This window comes from Bradyrhizobium diazoefficiens, assembly GCF_016612535.1.
Classification (GTDB): domain Bacteria; phylum Pseudomonadota; class Alphaproteobacteria; order Rhizobiales; family Xanthobacteraceae; genus Bradyrhizobium; species Bradyrhizobium diazoefficiens_C.
This window is the reverse complement of record NZ_JAENXS010000001.1, coordinates 2,799,451-2,817,374: the sequence shown is the minus strand read 5'-3', so window position 1 is coordinate 2,817,374 and position 17,924 is coordinate 2,799,451. Positions and strand designations below refer to the sequence as shown.

Here is a 17,924-nt window from a genome sequence, read left to right as displayed (position 1 = left end):
GCATTTTTCCGGCTCGGAACACGACCGGATTGGATCTCGGTGCCGATGAACGAATCTTGTGACGCAAAAACAGGGGAAGACCGATGATCAGGGCGATCGAGCTATTCCGGACGAAGGCCGACAAATGCGAACGCCTCGCGAAGCGTACCATCGACAAATTGTCGCAAGCCGAGCTGATGGATATGTGCGCCGAGCTTCACTGGCTGTCCGGAGAGGTCGCACGGCTCCAGAGCCGGATCACGCAGCTCGACGCTTCCGAGACATCCGTGATCGACCCTCGGATCACGCCCACTTCCGCGGCCCTGGAAGCGCCGGTCCACTGAGCGGCGAATCTCAAGATCGTCCGTGATCTCTCACGTAATTGGCGCGCCGCGGCCGATGAAGATGGACACTATTGCTTCGCCGTAGCGCGATGAGATCGTGCTCCCGCACACGACGATGCACCCGATCGCTCGATGGTCTTTGCGCGGGCATTCTGTGGCAGGTGTGACCGTAACTCTCGTGATTCTCGTGGACTCGAACCCCGATCAGGATCAGTGCTCGATCCCCCGCACGAAGATTTCGACAAGCGATGTGATGAGGCTCTGCATGTCGCGCCGGTCGGTTGCGGTCTCTCGCAGGCCTCGGATACCGAAGACGAGCGCCCGAACCGCTTGCTCGACCGAAATCTTCAGCCGCGTCGTCCGGACATGCTCAGATATCAGTTCGATAAGGAGGCTCTGGAAGTTCCGATAGACCTGTTGGACTGCCGGAAAGCGCAGGTCGAACAGGTCCGCGGCATCAGGGTGCGCGGCGGCAAGATCAAGCCCGTGACACCCCCAAGACAGGCACGCGTGCAGCAGCTTGGCGTGCAGACCTTTCAAGCGTTCCAGCTCCGCGCGGATGCTGATCAGCTTCTCTCGATCCATCTGCTCGACCACCGCGGTGAAGATCGCGTCCTTATCCGGAAACAACAGATAAAGAGCCGGTCGGGAAATTTCGCATCGTTCGGCAATGTCGCCCATGGTCGTTCGACCGAAGCCGTATCTGCAGAATATCTCCGTGGCTCGTTCGACCACGCGCTGATGCTTGCTGGTAGCGGGCATTCCTCTCCCATCTTCGTTTCCGAAGAGGTTGTCAAATCGCCACCATGACATTATAACGATTTTTGTCATATTGTCAGGAATGGGAAAAGTCGCGTGAATAACGAGGTTCACCTCAAGACATGGAACGCGTATCAGCGCGCGTGGGGACCGGTCGACGAAACGGAACGAGAAGAGCTGCTTCGGGCAAGCGTCAGCGAGGACATCCTTTACACGGACCCGTCTTCCCAGACCCGCGGTCTGCAAGAACTTTTCGCCCGCATCGGGCAATCGCAGCAGAAGTTCACAGGCGCGTATTTCAAGAATGACAGCTTCCTCGAACACCACGATCAGGCGCTCTTCCTGTGGACGATGTACGATGCGGAAGATCGGGTTTTCGTAAAGGGAAGCAGCTTCGGTCACTTCGGCGCCGATGGTCGGCTTGTTCAGGCGACAGGCTTTTTCGAAGTACCGACAAAAAGGCCCTGAGCGGTGAGGATCCGCGATCCACGCGGCGCTCGCACATGACAGGTGCCTCCACGATTGCTGGCGCGGTTCGTTCAGCCAACAACGGAGATGCCCGCTGGCTTCGATGTGTCAGGAAGGATTGACGGTGCTCGCCGCACCTGTTAGTAAATAGTTACATGTGATAGATATACCTATGCGAGGGTCAGCTGAAGAGCCGCGGAGACCGTCTGCTGGAGACGCTGGCTGCCCTGGCCAACCCACATCGTCTGCGGATCATCGAAGCTCTTCAGGGGAATGGCCGAACCTACGTGAGCCAGCTCGCGCGCGAGATCGGCATCAGCCGCCCGCTTCTCCATCTTCACCTGCGGAAGCTTGAAGAGGCAGGCCTCGTGACGAGCCAGCTTGAGCTTTCCGGTGACGGCAAGGCGCTCAACTTTTTCCAAGTCGCGCCCTTCGATGTCACGCTGAACCCTTCGGCCATAGCAGATGCAGCGCGGTCGTTGAGCCCTTCTACCAAGACCCCCGAGCCTTGAAAGGACGATCTATGGCCGACCGCGGCAGCATGTTTCTACTCGTCACGATCCTCATATTGATCGTGATCCTGTCAATCTTCGCCATGAAATACTTCGTCGGCGCGCGCAACGCCCGTCTGAGAATTGCGAGCGAAGACGCCTATCGCAACCTCGCCACGCGCGCGGTGAAATCCCAGGAAGAGGGGGCCGCAGCAATCGCCAGCTTGAAGGACAATGTTGCGGACATTCAGAGTCGTCTTGAACGTGTCGAGAAGGTCCTCAAGGAGGTTGAGTGATGGTCTCCGCCGACCGAGCCGAGGAATTGTCGCAACTTCGCAAGATGCGCGCCGTGTCGCTGCTGGAGGGGACCACGCTTCTCCTGCTCATCGGCGTTGCCGTTCCTCTCAAGCATCTTGCCGGTTATCCGATCGCAACCCGCGTCATGGGACCGGTCCATGGCGTCGCTTTTGTTTTCTACGTCTGGATGCTCATCCAAACCGTGTCGATCGGGGGATGGTCGCGTGCTGCGACGGCTCGGATGGTGCTCGCGGCCTTCATTCCCTTTGGCGCTTTCCTGAACGAGCGAGCGCTTGCGCGCCGCCAATCGGCGCTCATGGCGTCGATCTGAAGGCGCGGGCAATGGACTATCTCTGGCTCAAAGCCTTGCACATTGTCGCGGTTGTAACCTGGATCGGCGGCATCTTGGTCGTCGGCGTGACTCTTGCGGCCGTATCCGGCGCCCGCGACCAGCAAGAGATCGCAACTCGGTCCGCATTTCTCGTGCATGTTCGCCGATGGGATCAGCGTGTCACGTCGCCGGCAATGCTTCTCGTCTGGATTTTTGGGCTGGCACTCGCGCTGACCGGCAATTGGTTCCCGCAACCTTGGCTTCTGGCCAAACTCGCCCTGGTCCTGCTGTTGTCCGTGCAGCACGGCGTCCTCTCAGGACGGCTGCGCAGACTTGCGTGCAGTCAGGAGCCAAGTTCGCCGGCCTCCCTGCCCTATGCCGCCGCGGCCGTCGTGATCGCGACGTTCATCATCGTCGTCCTCGTTGTCACCAAGCCAATCTAGCGCCGATTTGGGGCATTTCGGCGCGAACGCGCGGGCAAAGGTCAGCCGCGAAGTGGTGAAGCTTCTTGTCGGCAACAGCTTGCTCTATCGTAAAATGGCGCGCCCGGAACGATTCGAACGTCCGACCCTCAGATTCGTAGTCTGATGCTCTATCCAGCTGAGCTACGGGCGCGTGTTTCGCAAACAGCGATGCGGGCTAGCCCGCAGGCAGCCTCCGGACAGCGCCGGAGGGGTGCGAAAGAGCGCTCTGACTAACCGCTCTTGCCCCAATTGGCAAGGTCCGGCTTGGGGAGATTTTGCAGTGAGGTGACGGTTTTTACGTCGGCCGCTGGCCGACTAGGCTCGTGCCCGCTCGTTGCGGATCGAGAGAAGTTCCACGGGGCGGTCGGGGATGACGATCCGGAAGGTGGCGCCGATGGTGCCCTCGACCAGATGGATGTCACCGCCATGGGCGCGGACCAGCTCGGCGGCGATGGCCAAACCAAGCCCGCTGCCGCCGGGACGGCCGGAGGTCTGGAACGCCTCGAACAGATGCTCCCGGGTCCTCTGAGGCACGCCGGGGCCGGTATCGGAGACCTCGAGGATGGCGACCGCGCCCTCGCGCTTTCCGGTGATCCGGATCTGCTGCGGGCCGCCGTCGCCGGAGGCGTGGCTCTCCAGTGCCTGGGCGGCGTTGCGCACGAGGTTGAGCAGCACGCGGAACAGCTGGTCGGGATCGGCATCGACTGCAAGCCCGCGCTCGATCGCAGCGACCCAGGCAATCGAGGCGTCACTGGCGAGACCTGCGGTCTCGCGCACCTCGAGCACGACCGGCTCGATGAGCAGCATACGCCGGTCAGGCGCGGCCTCCTGGGCGCGGCCGTAGGACAGCGTCGACTGGCAGAAGGCGATGGCGCGCTCGAGCGAGCGCACGAGCTTCGGCGCAAAACGCTGCACCCGCGGATCGGGCACGCTGGCAAGCTGGTCCGACAGCAATTGCGCCGAGGCCAGCAAATTGCGCAAATCGTGGTTGATCTTGGAGACGGCGAGGCCGAGCGCGGCGAGCCGGCTCTTCTGATGCAACATCGACATCAGGTCGCGTTGCATGTCGGACAGTTCGCGCTCGGCGACGCCAATTTCGTCGCTGCGCTGGCTCGGCACGATGATCCGCGCCGAACTTTCGGGGTTCTCGTGGAAGCCGACCAGGCTCGCGGTCAGCCGCCGCATCGGCCGTACGAAGAGATAATGGAGCGCGAGGTAGACGAGGCCCGCGGTCAGGACGCCGATGATCAGCGCCACCACCACCACGTTGCGGGAAAAGCGGTACATCGCCTGCCGCAGAGGTAATTCGTCGGTGACGATTTCGACGAATTGGGCGTTGCCAACGCCGGGGCCGACGATCCGGATCGGCTGGTTGCCGGTCTCCAGCATCATCTGGATCGAACCGGTGATCGCCTCCCACACCGTCATGTCGCGCAGATCGACGTCATGCTCGATCGCGGTCGGCAGATTGTCGCTGGCAAGCAGACGGCGCTGCTGGCCCATCTTGATGGCGACCGCGCGCGCGTTGATGCTTTTCAGGATCTGGCGCGACAACGAATCGGGCACCATGCCGAGCGGCGCCGCATCGAGCACCAGCGCCGCCGTGTTGGCCGCGGCCACACGGTCGTTGAGCCGGTTGACCCAGAAGTTGGCGATCGCCGGCACATAGAGCAGGATGGCTGCGATCATCACCAGGGGGAGCGTCAGCAGCAACAGCTTGCCGGACAGGCCAAGCCCCGCTGGCCCGCGCGACCGCGTCACCGGCTGGTCCGCCCGGTCCAAATCGCGATCCAGAGCTTGATTCAAGCCCTGATCCAAGTCCGGGGTCGGCTTGAGGTCTGTCGTTGCCACGAAACTCGCCCCTGCTGGCGTTGGCTGTTGGAGAATGCGACCCGCCCCGGGGGGTGGTCAAATTACGGATCGCTAATCTGCAAATGTGGGATGTAAGCGTTGATACGGCTAATCGCCACCTCAAGGGTTAAAAACCCCGCCGAAACAGTGATATTCACTCGAACTGTGCGGTCCTGCGGCGTTGACGAAAAGGGGACGCTCGCATATAAGCCGGCCGAATTGTCCGCGATGACCCGGTGCGACACCGGGAGCGGCTCTTGATGGGGCCGGAAACGGCCCATTTTGGGCCGCATCTTCCGGACTTTACCCTTAATTCTACAGGCAAATTGCCCGGTCAGCGGAGAAAAACCCGTGAAGCGGACTTATCAACCCAGCAAACTGGTGCGCAAGCGCCGTCACGGTTTCCGTGCTCGTCTCGCCACCGCCGGTGGCCGCAAGGTTCTCGCCGCCCGCCGCGCCCGCGGCCGCAAGCGTCTGAGCGCCTGAGCCGGACCCCCTTTTTGGGATTTCATCATGGATCGGCTGAGGCAGCGAGCGGATTTCCTCGCCGTTGCCAATGGCGCGCGGGTGAATAGCCCCGCGTTCGTCCTGCAAAGCCTTGACCGCCGAAGTCTTGACCGCCAAAGCCTTGGCCGCGACGACAGCGGCCCGATCCGGATCGGCTTCACCGTTACCAAAAAGAACGGCAACGCCCCCGAACGCAATCGCATCCGGCGCCGGCTTCGCGAATTGGTGAAGCGGCTCGATCCGGTGTCGATGCAACCCCATCATGATTACGTGCTGGTCGGACGAAGGGACGCGCTTTCGCGCGACTTCGCAACCATGCTCGACGATCTGCGCATAGCGTTCACGAAGCCCGCGCGGCATATGCCCAAAGCACCGTTCAAGGGACGCGGCCAAAGGTCCGCCCCAGCGGCCAGCCGCAAACCGGATTGATGACGAGACATCTGTGATGACTGACAATCGCAATACCATCCTTGCCGTCATTCTGTCCGGCGTGGTGCTGATCGCCTGGCAGTATTTCTACAACGTGCCGGCGATGGAGAAGCAGCGCGCCCAGCAGCAGGTGCAGGCGGAGCTCCAGAAGACCACGCCGCAGCCGACGGCGTCCGCAACGCCGGGCGCCACGCCGCAATCCGGCGGCGCGGCTCAGCCGTCAGCCGCTCCGGCCACGAACCAGCAGGCCCAGCCGGTGGTTGCCCGCGACACCGCGATTGCAGCCGGTCCGCGCGTCAAGATCGACACGCCGCGGCTTGCCGGCAGTATCTCGCTGAAGGGCGGCCGCATCGACGACCTCGCGTTGCTGCAATTCCGCGAAACGGTCGACCCGAAGTCGCCGCCGATCATCCTCTATTCGCCCTCGGGCACGGCAGAACCCTATTACGCCGAGTTCGGCTGGGTGCCGGCCGCGGGCGTGAAGGCCAAGCTGCCGGATGAGCAGACCGTCTGGCAGCAGGACGGCAGCGGCAGCCTGACGCCGACGACGCCGGCGGTGCTGAAATGGGATAACGGCGAGGGCCTCACCTTCCGCCGCACCATCTCGGTCGACGACCACTATCTCTTCACCGTCAAGGACGAAGTGAGCAATGTCGGCACCGCGCCGGTCACGCTCTATCCGTTCGCGCTGATCTCGCGCCATGGCACCCCGCACGTCTCAGGCTACTACATCCTGCATGAAGGCCTGATCGGTTATCTCGATGGCTTGCAGGAATACGCCTACAAGAAGATCGACGAAGCCAAGTCAGTCAACTTCAAGGCCACCGATGGCTGGCTCGGCATGACCGACAAGTACTGGGCCTCGGCGCTGCTGCCCGACACCAGCGCCACGCTTCAGGCGAAGTTCTCCTCGAACCTCGTCGGCAACGTCCATACCTACCAGACCGACTATCTGCTCGATCCCGTCACCGTCGCGATCGGCGGCAGCGCGACCGCAAACGCGCGGCTGTTCGCCGGTGCCAAGGAAGCGGGTGTGGTCGGCGTGTTCCCGTTCGCAGGCCTGGGCGGCTACAACAAGGAGCTCGGCCTCAACCATTTCGATCTGTTGATCGACTGGGGCTGGTTCTACTTCATCACCAAGCCGATGTTCCTCGGTCTCGACTTCTTCTACCGCTTCTTCGGCAATTTCGGCATCTCGATCCTGCTCGTGACGGTGATCGTGAAGCTCCTGTTCTTCCCGCTGGCGAACAAGTCCTACGCCTCGATGGCGAAGATGAAGTCGGTCCAGCCGCAGCTTGCCGCGCTGAAAGAGCGCTATCCCGACGACAAGGTGAAGCAGCAGCAGGAGATGATGGAGATCTACCGCAAGGAGAAGATCAACCCGGTCGCGGGTTGTCTTCCCGTGGTGATCCAGATCCCCGTGTTCTTCTCGCTCTACAAGGTGCTGTTCGTCACCATCGAGATGCGGCACGCGCCGTTCTTCGGCTGGATCAAGGACCTCTCCGCACCCGATCCGACCAATCTGTTCACCCTGTTCGGGCTGCTGCACTACGATCCGACGCAGCTTCCGATGTTCGGCCACTATCTCGCGCTCGGCATCTGGCCGATCATCATGGGCATCACGATGTGGTTCCAGATGAAGCTGAACCCGACGCCGCCGGATCCGACGCAGCAGCTCATCTTCAACTGGATGCCGCTGATCTTCACCTTCATGCTGGCCGGCTTCCCGGCGGGCCTCGTGATCTACTGGGCCTGGAACAACACGCTCTCAGTGCTCCAGCAGAGCTTCATCATGCGCCGCAACGGCGTGAAGGTGGAGCTGTTCGACAATCTCAAGGCGACGTTCGCGAGGAAGGCGACGTAGCGGTCGTCATTGCCAAGAAAACTGCCTCCAGATCGTCATGCCCGGGCTTGTCCCGGGCATCCACGTTCAGGAGAGAAGCCGCAGATAGACGTGGATGGCCGGGACAAGCCCGGCCATGACAAAAGGATAGAGCCTTCGCATGACCGACGACAAAGATGCGAAGCTGATCGAGGCCGGGCGAAAGCTGTTCACCCGCGACTGGCAGTTCATCTGGGCTTCGCCCTCGATCGAGACGCTGCCGCCGATGGCGGGGCTGGAGATCGCCTTTGCCGGCCGCTCCAATGTCGGCAAGTCGAGCCTGATCAACGCGCTCACCGGCCGCAATGCGCTGGCGCGCACCTCGCATACGCCGGGCCGCACCCAGGAACTGATCTTCTTCGAGGTGCCCGGGAAAAGTGACCTGCGCCTCGTCGACATGCCCGGCTATGGTTATGCCAAGGCACCCAAGACGCAGGTCGCGTCATGGACCGAGCTGATCCACAAATTCCTGCTCGGCCGCGCCACGCTCGCGCGCGTCTATTTGCTGATCGACGCGCGACACGGGCTCAAGGACGTCGACCTCGAGATCCTGGGGACGCTCGACCGCTCGGCCGTCAGCTACCAGATCGTGCTGACCAAGGCCGACCAGGTGAAGGCGTCCGAGCTCGCCAGCTGCATCACCGAGACCGAGGCTGCGCTCGCCAAACATCCGGCCGCGTTCCCCAACGTGATCGCAACCTCTTCGCGAAGCTCAACCGGCATGGAGAGCTTGCGCGCCGCGATGGCGAAGCTGCTGGAGGAGCGGACCAAATGATGGCTCGCCTTTTGATCGGGCTTGCCGGCTTGATGGGCGCCGTCGGCGTCGCGCTGGCCGCCGCCTCCGCCCACGGTGCCGATGCCAACCGGCTTGCCTCCGCCAGCGCCATGCTGCTGTTTCACGCAACTGCCATATTGGGCTGCGTCGCCCTGCTCGCGCGCGGACTTCTGCACGGCGGAATTGGCCTTGTCGCGGCATTCGGCTTCGTCATCGCGGCTGCACTTTTTGCAGGCGACCTCACCGTGCGCCAATACGCAGGCCATTCGCTGTTTCCCTACGCGGCGCCGACCGGCGGAACGCTGATGATTGTGAGCTGGCTGACGGTGACGCTGGCCGCGGTGGTGGCGAAGCGCTGATCCGTAGCCGTAGCCCGGATGGAGCGCAGCAGCATGCCAGTCACGCTTTGCGCCTCGCCCGCCAATCAGATAGAACGCAGGCCGCGTTTGTCCCGCAAGCCGAGATCCGCCTCATGACCGAAATCTCCCCGCTCGACCAGGCCCGCATCCTGTCCGAAGCGCTGCCGCACATGCAGCAATACGACGAAGAAACCATCGTCATCAAATATGGCGGCCATGCCATGGGCGACGAGGAGGCCGCGAAGAATTTTGCCCGCGACGTCGTGCTGCTGGAGCAGACCGCGATCAACCCGGTGGTGGTGCATGGCGGCGGGCCGCAGATCGCGACCATGCTCAAGCGCCTCGGCATCGTCTCGGAATTCGCAGCCGGCCTGCGCATCACCGATGCCGCGACCATCGAGATCGTCGAGATGGTGCTGGCCGGCTCCGTCAACAAGCAGATCGTCGGCTTCATCAACGAGGCCGGCGGCAAGGCCGTGGGGCTATCTGGCAAGGATGGCAACATGGTGAAGGCGTCGAAGACGACGCGCACCATCGTCGATCCGGACTCGCATATCGAGAAGGCGATCGATCTCGGCTTCGTCGGTGACCCCGAGAAGGTCGATCTCACTTTGCTCAACCAGCTGATCGGCTACGAGCTGATCCCGGTGCTGGCGCCGCTCGCGACCTCCAAGGAAGGCCAGACCCTGAACGTCAACGCCGACACTTTTGCGGGTGCGGTCGCCGGCGCACTGAAGGCAAAACGCCTGCTGCTGCTCACCGACGTCCCGGGCGTGCTCGACAAGTCGAAGAAGCTGATCCCGCAGCTCTCGGTGAAGGACGCGCGAAAGCTGATCGCCGACGGCACCATTTCCGGCGGCATGATCCCGAAGGTCGAGACCTGCATCTACGCGCTGGAGCAGGGCGTCGAGGGCGTCGTTATCATCGACGGCAAGATGCAGCACGCGGTGCTGCTCGAGCTCTTCACCAACCAAGGCACGGGAACGCTGATCCACAAGTGAGGGACGAGAAGACAGGAAAAGAGGGTGTCATGCCCGGGCCTGTCCCGGGAATCCACGTTCTTTCTTTGCCGAAACAAGGCGTGGATGGCCGGGTCAAGCCCGGCCATGACGAGCGGAGAGAGCATCGATCGCGTCGCTCCAATCTCACACGCGTCCTGATGTCTCTACCGGCCGCAGCCGCATCGTTGTTCTTCTCCTCCGCACCGGCCCTTGCCGATCTAAAAATCTGCAACCGGATGTCCTACGTCGTCGAGGCCGCGATCGGCATCGACGACAAGGCGGCGACCGCGACGCGGGGCTGGTTCAGGATCGATCCCGCCACTTGCCGCGTGGTGGTGCAGGGCACGCTCTCCGCCGACCGCATCCTGCTGAACGCCCGCGCGCTCGGCGTCTATGGCGCCTCCCCGATTCCGCAGAACGGCAGCGACATGCTGTGCGTGGCGCAGGACAATTTCGTCATCGCAGCCGCCCGGCAGTGCCGCAACGGCCAGACCCAAGCCGCCTTCACCCAGATCACGCCGACGCAGGGCGACGACGGCAATCTCGTCGCCTATCTCGCCGAGGATTCCGAATATGACGACGAGCAGGCGCGGCTTGCCGGCATCCAGCGGCTTTTGGTGGTCGCGGGCTACGACATCGGCGCGATCGACGGCGTCGACGGACCGAAGACGCAGGCTGCATTGGCTGCGTTCCTGAAGAGCCGCGGGCTGTCCTCCGAATTGGTCGCCTCGCCGAATTTCTTCAAGACCATGATCGATGCGGCGCAGACGCCGTCGACCTCCGGCCTGACCTGGTGCAACGACACGCCGCACAAGGTGATGGCGGCGGTTGCAACCGACGACGGCAAGTCTGTCACCAGCCGCGGCTGGTACCGCATCGATCCCAAGACCTGCCTGCATCCCGACGTCGCCGGCCAGCCCAGGCAGATCTTCAGCTTCGCGGAAGCCGTCGATGGCGACAACCGCGCCATCAAGTTGAAGGACAAGCCGCTGAACTGGGGCGGCGACAGGAAGCTCTGCACCCGCGAAACCAAGTTCGAGACCAACGAGCAGACCGATTGCGGCGCGCGCGGGTTTGCGGCGACGGGTTTTGGTGCGGTGGATATGTCGAGCGGCGGCAAGACGCTGCGCTTTGCGGTGCCGTGATGGTGACCGCACCACAAATACCAGTGTCGTCCCGGCGAAGGCCGGGACCCATAACCACAGGCCATCGTTTGGCGAATACTGACAGTGACCTCACCCGCGCGGTACTGGCACCGCACTTCATCGATAGATCACGTGGTATGGGTCCCGGCCTTCGCCGGGACGACGAGTTGAGAGAGTTGTGATGAAATCCCCCCGCGCCTTCAGCCATGTCGACACCTGGGTGTTCGACCTCGATAACACGCTCTATCCGCACCACGTCAATCTGTGGCAGCAGGTCGATGCGCGGATCGGGGAGTTCGTGTGCAACTGGCTGCACGTGACGGCAGCGGAAGCGCGCAAGATCCAGAAGGACTATTACCAGCGCTTCGGCACCACCATGCGCGGCATGATGACCCGGCATGGCGTGCGCGCCGACGACTATCTCGCTTACGTGCACAAGATCGACCATTCGCCGCTGGAGCCAAACCCGGCGCTCGGCGCGGCCATCGCGAAGCTGCCGGGACGAAAACTGATCCTGACCAACGGCTCGGTCGACCATGTCGATGCGGTGCTGGCGCGGCTCGGCCTGGCCACGCATTTTGACGGCGTGTTCGACATCATCGCCGCGGAATTCGAACCCAAACCCGCGGCGCAGACCTACCGGAAATTCCTTGGCCTGCATGAGGTCGATCCGACACGCGCCGCCATGTTCGAGGACCTCGCCCGCAATCTCACCGTCCCGCACGAGCTCGGCATGACCACCGTGCTGGTGGTGCCCGATGGCACCAGGGAAGTGGTGCGCGAGGACTGGGAGCTGGAAGGCCGCGATGCCGCCCATGTCGATCACGTCACCGATGATCTGGCGGGATTCTTGGCGGGGCTGTCTCACCCTTCTCCGCGTCGTCCCGGCGAAGGCCGGGACCCATAGCCACCAAATTGAGTTTGGCGAAGACTCGTGGTGACCAGTGTGCACCACAATCACTCCCTGGGGTTATGGGTCCCGGCCTCCGCCGGGACGACGAGTGAGTATGCCTTGACTCCACCCCCTCAAATCCCGAAAAAGCGCTCCAATTCATCAAAATTCCCAATCCCCGCTGAGGAAATCCCGATGTCCCTGTCCGCCCTGGAATCCACCATCAACAGCGCCTTCGACGCGCGTGACGGCATCTCGACCTCGACCAAGGGCGAGGTGCGCGAGGCCGTGGACCAGGCACTGGAGGCCTTGGACAAGGGCGAGGCGCGCGTCGCCGAGCGCGGCGCCGACGGCAAGTGGAAGGTCAATCAGTGGCTGAAGAAGGCGGTGCTGCTGTCGTTCCGCCTCAACGACATGGACGTGATTCCCGGCGGTCCGGGCCAGGCGAGCTGGTGGGACAAGGTGCCTTCGAAGTTCGAAGGCTGGGGACCGAACCGCTTTCGCGATGCCGGGTTTCGCGCGGTGCCGGGCGCAGTCGTCCGCCGCTCGGCCTTCATCGCCAAGAACGTCGTGCTGATGCCGTCCTTCGTCAATCTCGGCGCCTATGTCGATGAGAGCACCATGGTCGACACCTGGGCGACCGTCGGCTCCTGCGCACAGATCGGCAAGCGCGTGCACATCTCCGGCGGCGCCGGCATCGGCGGCGTGCTCGAGCCGCTCCAGGCTGAACCCGTGATCATCGAAGACGACTGCTTCATCGGTGCGCGCTCCGAGGTCGCCGAAGGCGTCATCGTGCGCAAGGGCGCGGTGCTGGCGATGGGCGTGTTCCTGGGCGCCTCGACCAAGATCGTGGATCGTGACACCGGCGAGATCTTCATCGGCGAAGTGCCGGAATATTCGGTGGTGGTGCCCGGCGCGCTGCCCGGCAAGCCGATGAAGAACGGCCAGATCGGCCCAAGCACGGCCTGCGCAGTGATCGTCAAGCGCGTCGACGAGCGCACGCGCTCGAAGACCAGCATCAACGAGCTGCTGCGGGATTGATCGGCGTCGCATGACCGATGCTCTCTCGATTGCCCGCGACCTCATCCGCTGCCCCTCGGTAACCCCGGCCGATGCCGGCGCGCTGGGCGTGCTTGAAAAGGCCCTCAACGCGGCGGGTTTCACCTGCCACCGCGTGACGTTCAGCGAGGCAGGCTTGGCCGATGTCGACAATCTCTATGCGCGGATCGGCACGGACGGTCCGCACATCACCTTTGCCGGCCACACCGACGTGGTGCCGCCCGGCGACGAGAGCGCCTGGAGCGTCGGAGCGTTCTCCGGCGAGGTGAAGGACGGCTTTCTGCACGGCCGCGGCGCGGTCGATATGAAGGGCGGCATTGCCTGCTCGGTCGCAGCCGTGCTGGAGCATCTCGCCGCGAATGATGGCAAGCCGCGTGCGGACGGGAACGGCTCGATCTCGTTCCTGATCACGGGCGACGAGGAAGACGTCTCCATCAACGGCACGATCAAGCTGTTGAAATGGGCCGCCGAGCGCGGCGAAAAGTTCGATCATTGCGTGCTGGGCGAGCCCTCGAATGTCGAAACGCTTGGCGATACCATCAAGGTCGGCCGCCGTGGCTCGCAATCCGGCACACTCTATGTGGACGGCGTGCAGGGCCATGTCGCCTACCCGCATCGCGCGTCGAATCCAGTGCCTGATATCTCGCGATTGATCGTGGCGATAAGCGATGAGCCGCTCGACCATGGCAGCGCGCAGTTCCAGGCCTCCAATCTCGAATTCACCTCGGTCGACGTCGGCAACAAGGCCAACAACGTCATCCCGGGCGAGGCCCGCGCCAAGTTCAACATCCGCTACAACGACAACCACACGCAGGCCAGCCTGCGCGAGCTGGTCGAGACGCGCCTGACAAAAGCCTGCGGCAACCGCATCAAGGCCCGCATCGTCTGGGAGCCGTCGAACTCCAATGTGTTCGTGACCAAGCCCGGCCCGTTCACCGACCTCGCGGTCTCCGCGATCGAAGAGGTGACGGGCCGCAAGCCGGAGCTGTCGACCTCGGGCGGCACCTCGGATGCGCGCTTTATCTCCAGCTATTGCCCGGTGATCGAGTTTGGCCTGGTCGGCCAGACTATGCACCAGGTCAACGAGCGCGTGCCGGTGACGGATCTGGAGAAGCTGACGCAGGTGTATCGCGGAATTTTGACGCGGTATTTTACTTAGTCGCGGCCTTCGCCAAGCCCTCCGCCGTCATGCCCGGGCTTGTCCCGGGCATCCACGTTCTTGCCAACCGAGACGAAGATCGTGGATCGCCGGGACAAGCCCGGCCATGACGCCAGTGGCGACATCAGGCTCTAATAATCCACCTTCACCAGATAGAGCCCGTCCGGCGGTGCGACGATGCCGCAGGCTGCGCGGTTGCGGGCTTGCAGTGCTGCGGAGAGATCGTCCGCGCTCCAGCGGCCTTCGCCGACCCAGACCAGCGATCCCACCATCGAGCGCACCTGGCTGTGCAGGAACGAGCGTGCCGAGGTGAGGATCGTGATCTCGCGGCCGTCTCTGAACACGTCGAGCTGGTCGAGCGTCTTCTCAGGCGACTTCGCCTGGCACTCGGTGTCGCGAAACGTGGTGAAATCGTGCTTGCCGAGCAGGCGCTGTGCGGCCGCATGCATCGCGTCAGCGTCGAGCCGGCGCGGTACGCGCCAGGCGTGGCCGATGTCGAGCGCGAGATTGGCGCGGGTGTTGACGACGCGGTAGCGATAGTGGCGTTTCACGGCCGAGAAGCGCGCCTCGAAGGTATCAGGCACGACCTCAGCCTCCAGCACCGCAATCGGATGCGGGCGCAGATGCGCGTTGAGCCCATCGCGAAAACGGCCCGGCGGAAACTGCTTCTCGATGTCGACATGCGCGACCTGGCCGCGCGCATGCACACCGGCATCGGTGCGGCCGGCGCCGTGCACGCGCAAATCCGCACCGGTCATCGCCTTGACCGCCGCTTCGAGCGCGCCCTGCACCGAGGGCAGCGTGTCCTGCACCTGCCAGCCGAAGAACGGTGCGCCGTCATATTCGATGGTGAGCTTGTAGCGGGGCATCAGTCGAGCCGCATCGGCGGCTCGACTTTCACGCCGCGCAGGAAATCGATGGCTTGCATCCGGGCCTTGCCCTCGCGCTGCAGCTCGAGAATGCGGATCGCGCCCTCACCGCAGGCTATGGTGAGCTGATCGTCGAGCACCTCACCGGGGGCGCCGGAGCCCTTCGCAAGCTCGCAGCGCAGGATTTTCACGCGCGCATTCTCGCTGACACCGGCAAGCTCCGCCCAGGCGCCGGGGAACGGCGACAGGCCATGGATGTGGCGCAGCACAGCGTGCGCCGGCCTGCTCCAGTCGATCCGCGCCTCCGCCTTGTCGATCTTGGCGGCATAGGTGGCCCCCTCTTCGCTCTGCTTCTTGAGCTGAAGTCCGCCGCGGTCGAGCGCCGCCATGGCACGCACCATCAGATCCGCACCGAGCCGGGACAGATGATCGTGCAGATCGACCGCGGTCATGTCGTCCGTGATCGTGAGACGCTCGGCCATGGCGACGTCGCCGGTGTCGAGGCCGACATCCATCTTCATCACCATCACGCCGCTCTCGGCATCGCCCGCCATGATTGCGCGGTTGATGGGCGCAGCACCGCGCCAGCGCGGCAACAACGAAGCGTGCAGATTGTAGCAGCCGAGCTTCGGCGCATCGAGGATGGCCTGCGGCAGGATCATGCCATAGGCGACGACGACGGCGGCATCGGCGTCGAAGGCGCGGAATTCTTCCAGCGCTTCCGGCGTTTTCAACGTTTTCGGCGTCAGCACCGGCACGCCGAGTTTTCGCGCAGCTTCTTCAACCGGAGTTGGCTGCAATTGCAGTCCGCGCCGCCCGCCCGGCTTCGGCGCGCGGGTGTAGACGGCCACGATCTCGTGGCCGTGCGCGACCAGCTCGAGCAGCGTCGGCACGGAGAAATCGGGCGTGCCCATGAAGATCAGGCGGAGAGGCATCTGCAGCGCTTACTCCTCCGCGCGCTTGGCGGCTTTCTCGAACTTCTTGATGACGCGGTCGCGCTTGAGCTTCGACAGATAGTCGACGAACAGCACGCCGTTGAGATGGTCGATCTCGTGCTGGATGCAGGTCGCGTACAGGCCTTCGGCGTCCTCTTCGTGCACCTTGCCGTCCAAATCGGTGAAGCGCACGCGCACCTTCGCCGGCCGCTCGACCTCCTCGTAATATTCGGGAATCGACAGGCAGCCTTCCTCGTAGACCGACAAATCCTCGGAGGCGGCGATGATCTCGGGGTTGATGAAGACGCGCGGCTCCGGCTTGGTCTCGCCGTCCTGGTCGGGCTTGGCGAGGTCCATGGTGATCAGCCGCAGCGGCTGCGCGATCTGGATCGCCGCAAGCCCGATACCGGGTGCGTCGTACATGGTTTCGAACATGTCGTCGGCAAGCTTGCGGATCTCCGGCGTGACCTTCTCGATCGGCTTGGAGACCAGACGCAGCTGCTTGTCGGGCAGGATGATGATTTCTCTGAGGGCCATGGCGGGCGATTTAAGCTGCATGGGGAAAGCGGTCAATGCGGCCAGGAACCTGTTAAGGGTTTGGTAACCATAAAACTTAGGGTTTCGTTAACCACAAAAATTAGGGGAGCATTGACCATAAATGTTCGCTATTCGTTCGTGCGGCCGGACGAATCGGCTACAAGGACGTGCATGAACGAGATCATTTTCATGCTCGGCGACTGGCCGGTGCGCACGATCGATGCGCTGACCGGCTTCGGCGCCCTCGTCCTCATCCTGCTGGTGGTGATCGCCGTGGTGATCGCGCGATCCGGGAGCCGCGGCGCGGAACTCGCGATGGCCAATGCGATCCGGGCCGACGAGCTCGAGGAGCGCCTGAGCCAGGTGCTGCGTGCCCAGAGCGAAGCCGTCGGCCGCGCCGACGCCATGACCCAGACGCTGGCCGGCCGCCAGGCCGAGATGGCGCGCGCGGTCAACGAGCGGCTGGATTCGGTGACCCATCGGGTCGGCCAGTCCATGGAGCACTCGACCCGCAACACCATGGAGAGCCTGCGCGCGCTGCACGAACGGCTCGGCATCATCGACAACGCGCACAAGAACCTCACCGATCTCACCACGCAGGTCACGACCTTGCGCGACGTGCTCGCCAACAAGCAGTCGCGCGGTGCCTTTGGCCAGGCGCGGATGGAGGCGATCGTCCAGGACGGCCTGCCGAAGGGTGCGTACGAATTCCAGTTCACGCTCTCGACCGGCAAGCGGCCGGACTGCGTCGTGTTCCTGCCCGACCAGCGCCCGCTCTGCATCGACGCGAAATTCCCGCTGGAGGCGATGACCGCGCTGCACGACGCCCGCACCGACGAGGAGAAGCGCCTCGCCACGCAGCGGCTGCGCGGCGACGTGATGAAGCATGTCAGCGACATCGCTGAAAAATACCTCGTCACCGGCGAGACCCAGGAAATGGCGCTGATGTTCGTGCCGTCGGAATCGGTCTACGCCGAGATCCATGACGGGTTCGACGACGTGATCCAGAAGGCCTATCGCGCCAAAGTCGTGCTGGTGTCACCCTCGCTGCTGATGCTGGCGATCCAGGTGATGCAGCAGATCATGAAGGACGCGCGCATGCGCGATGCCGCCGACCAGATCCAGACCGAAGTGATCAAGCTCGGCGACGATCTCGGCCGCCTGCGCGAGCGCGTGCTCAAATTGCAGAAGCACTTTGCCGACGCGAACGAGGACGTCCGCCAGATCCTGATCTCCGCCGACAAGATCGAGAAGCGCGCAGGGCGAATCGAGGAACTCGATTTCAGCAAGACAGACGCGCCGGAGGGTCCGCGGCTGGTGACTACGGGTGCGCCCGAGCTGTTTCCGAGGAAGCTCCAGGCGGGGGAGTGATTCCACGCCGTCATGGCCGG

The 17,924-nt window shown here is 63.4% G+C and carries 22 protein-coding genes and 1 tRNA gene; 17 read left to right on the top strand and 6 right to left on the bottom strand.

What is annotated here, in order from left to right; genetic code table 11:
• Window positions 1–83 precede the first annotated feature (83 nt).
• The gene (locus JJE66_RS13280; RefSeq protein WP_200514696.1) at window positions 84–323 is read left to right on the top strand and encodes a hypothetical protein; all 240 of its coding nucleotides are present in this window, start codon (window positions 84–86) and stop codon (window positions 321–323) included.
• Between the two features lie 210 nt (window positions 324–533).
• Here the strand turns inward: JJE66_RS13280 and JJE66_RS13275 are convergent, their stop codons facing one another.
• Window positions 534–1,085, bottom strand: coding sequence for a TetR/AcrR family transcriptional regulator (locus JJE66_RS13275; protein WP_200514695.1), 552 nt, complete (start codon window positions 1,083–1,085; stop codon window positions 534–536).
• A gap of 93 nt (window positions 1,086–1,178) precedes the next feature.
• Here JJE66_RS13275 and JJE66_RS13270 point away from each other — a divergent pair, with 93 nt between their 5' ends.
• The 5 genes from JJE66_RS13270 to JJE66_RS13250 all read left to right on the top strand — a co-directional run bounded on the left by JJE66_RS13270 (window position 1,179) and on the right by JJE66_RS13250 (window position 3,112).
• Complete coding sequence (locus JJE66_RS13270) at window positions 1,179–1,550, top strand: nuclear transport factor 2 family protein (RefSeq protein WP_200514694.1); 372 nt, start codon at window positions 1,179–1,181, stop codon at window positions 1,548–1,550.
• 287 nt (window positions 1,551–1,837) lie between these two features.
• On the top strand, window positions 1,838–2,062 hold the full coding sequence (locus JJE66_RS38865) for an ArsR/SmtB family transcription factor (protein WP_409362806.1): 225 nt from the start codon (window positions 1,838–1,840) through the stop codon (window positions 2,060–2,062).
• A gap of 11 nt (window positions 2,063–2,073) precedes the next feature.
• Entirely contained in the window at window positions 2,074–2,337 is a 264-nt protein-coding gene (locus JJE66_RS13260; protein WP_200514693.1) for a hypothetical protein, read from the top strand.
• On the top strand, window positions 2,337–2,669 hold the full coding sequence (locus JJE66_RS13255) for a DUF3817 domain-containing protein (protein ID WP_246756175.1): 333 nt from the start codon (window positions 2,337–2,339) through the stop codon (window positions 2,667–2,669). Before JJE66_RS13260 ends, JJE66_RS13255 begins: the two co-directional genes overlap by 1 nt.
• Before the next feature lie 11 nt (window positions 2,670–2,680).
• Complete coding sequence (locus JJE66_RS13250) at window positions 2,681–3,112, top strand: CopD family protein (RefSeq protein ID WP_200514692.1); 432 nt, start codon at window positions 2,681–2,683, stop codon at window positions 3,110–3,112.
• A 95-nt stretch (window positions 3,113–3,207) separates the two neighbouring features.
• Here JJE66_RS13250 and JJE66_RS13245 read toward each other — a convergent pair.
• A tRNA-Arg gene (locus JJE66_RS13245) sits at window positions 3,208–3,284 on the bottom strand.
• A gap of 164 nt (window positions 3,285–3,448) precedes the next feature.
• Window positions 3,449–4,984: a HAMP domain-containing sensor histidine kinase gene (locus JJE66_RS13240; RefSeq protein ID WP_200514691.1), complete on the bottom strand. Its 1,536-nt coding sequence runs from the start codon at window positions 4,982–4,984 to the stop codon at window positions 3,449–3,451.
• Between the two features lie 351 nt (window positions 4,985–5,335).
• Between JJE66_RS13240 and rpmH the strand changes: the two genes are divergently transcribed.
• From rpmH to dapE, 10 genes are all read left to right on the top strand, one after another.
• Window positions 5,336–5,470 (top strand): 50S ribosomal protein L34, encoded by a 135-nt coding sequence (gene rpmH / locus JJE66_RS13235; RefSeq protein WP_008542748.1) that lies wholly within the window; start codon window positions 5,336–5,338, stop codon window positions 5,468–5,470.
• Window positions 5,471–5,497: 27 nt separating this feature from the next.
• Complete coding sequence (gene rnpA, locus JJE66_RS13230) at window positions 5,498–5,920, top strand: ribonuclease P protein component (protein WP_200514690.1); 423 nt, start codon at window positions 5,498–5,500, stop codon at window positions 5,918–5,920.
• Window positions 5,921–5,936: 16 nt separating this feature from the next.
• Entirely contained in the window at window positions 5,937–7,784 is a 1,848-nt protein-coding gene (gene yidC, locus JJE66_RS13225; protein WP_200514689.1) for a membrane protein insertase YidC, read from the top strand.
• 139 nt (window positions 7,785–7,923) lie between these two features.
• The gene (gene yihA / locus JJE66_RS13220) at window positions 7,924–8,577 is read left to right on the top strand and encodes a ribosome biogenesis GTP-binding protein YihA/YsxC (RefSeq protein WP_200514688.1); all 654 of its coding nucleotides are present in this window, start codon (window positions 7,924–7,926) and stop codon (window positions 8,575–8,577) included.
• Entirely contained in the window at window positions 8,574–8,936 is a 363-nt protein-coding gene (locus tag JJE66_RS13215; RefSeq protein WP_200514687.1) for a DUF423 domain-containing protein, read from the top strand. The genes yihA and JJE66_RS13215 overlap by 4 nt, the downstream gene beginning before the upstream one ends.
• Window positions 8,937–9,049: 113 nt before the next feature.
• Window positions 9,050–9,937 carry an acetylglutamate kinase gene (gene argB, locus JJE66_RS13210; RefSeq protein WP_200514686.1) on the top strand — a complete coding sequence of 296 codons (888 nt, stop codon included), beginning with the start codon at window positions 9,050–9,052 and terminating at the stop codon, window positions 9,935–9,937.
• A gap of 158 nt (window positions 9,938–10,095) precedes the next feature.
• Window positions 10,096–11,082, top strand: coding sequence for a DUF1036 domain-containing protein (locus tag JJE66_RS13205; RefSeq protein WP_200514685.1), 987 nt, complete (start codon window positions 10,096–10,098; stop codon window positions 11,080–11,082).
• A 181-nt stretch (window positions 11,083–11,263) separates the two neighbouring features.
• The gene (locus JJE66_RS13200) at window positions 11,264–11,989 is read left to right on the top strand and encodes a pyrimidine 5'-nucleotidase (protein ID WP_200514684.1); all 726 of its coding nucleotides are present in this window, start codon (window positions 11,264–11,266) and stop codon (window positions 11,987–11,989) included.
• Between the two features lie 180 nt (window positions 11,990–12,169).
• Window positions 12,170–13,015 (top strand): 2,3,4,5-tetrahydropyridine-2,6-dicarboxylate N-succinyltransferase, encoded by an 846-nt coding sequence (dapD, locus tag JJE66_RS13195; RefSeq protein WP_200514683.1) that lies wholly within the window; start codon window positions 12,170–12,172, stop codon window positions 13,013–13,015.
• A 10-nt stretch (window positions 13,016–13,025) separates the two neighbouring features.
• Window positions 13,026–14,192, top strand: coding sequence for a succinyl-diaminopimelate desuccinylase (dapE, locus tag JJE66_RS13190; protein ID WP_200514682.1), 1,167 nt, complete (start codon window positions 13,026–13,028; stop codon window positions 14,190–14,192).
• Window positions 14,193–14,323: 131 nt separating this feature from the next.
• On the opposite strand, the gene truA is transcribed toward dapE, so the two are convergent.
• The 3 genes from truA to def are packed head-to-tail and all read right to left on the bottom strand — an operon-like array spanning window position 14,324 to window position 16,533.
• Window positions 14,324–15,061 (bottom strand): tRNA pseudouridine(38-40) synthase TruA, encoded by a 738-nt coding sequence (gene truA, locus JJE66_RS13185; protein ID WP_200514681.1) that lies wholly within the window; start codon window positions 15,059–15,061, stop codon window positions 14,324–14,326.
• Entirely contained in the window at window positions 15,061–15,996 is a 936-nt protein-coding gene (fmt, locus tag JJE66_RS13180) for a methionyl-tRNA formyltransferase (protein ID WP_200514680.1), read from the bottom strand. Before fmt ends, truA begins: the two co-directional genes overlap by 1 nt.
• 9 nt (window positions 15,997–16,005) lie before the next feature.
• Window positions 16,006–16,533: a peptide deformylase gene (gene def / locus JJE66_RS13175; protein WP_200514679.1), complete on the bottom strand. Its 528-nt coding sequence runs from the start codon at window positions 16,531–16,533 to the stop codon at window positions 16,006–16,008.
• 171 nt (window positions 16,534–16,704) lie between these two features.
• Between def and JJE66_RS13170 the strand changes: the two genes are divergently transcribed.
• Entirely contained in the window at window positions 16,705–17,904 is a 1,200-nt protein-coding gene (locus tag JJE66_RS13170) for a DNA recombination protein RmuC (protein ID WP_200514678.1), read from the top strand.
• Window positions 17,905–17,924: the final 20 nt, after the last annotated feature.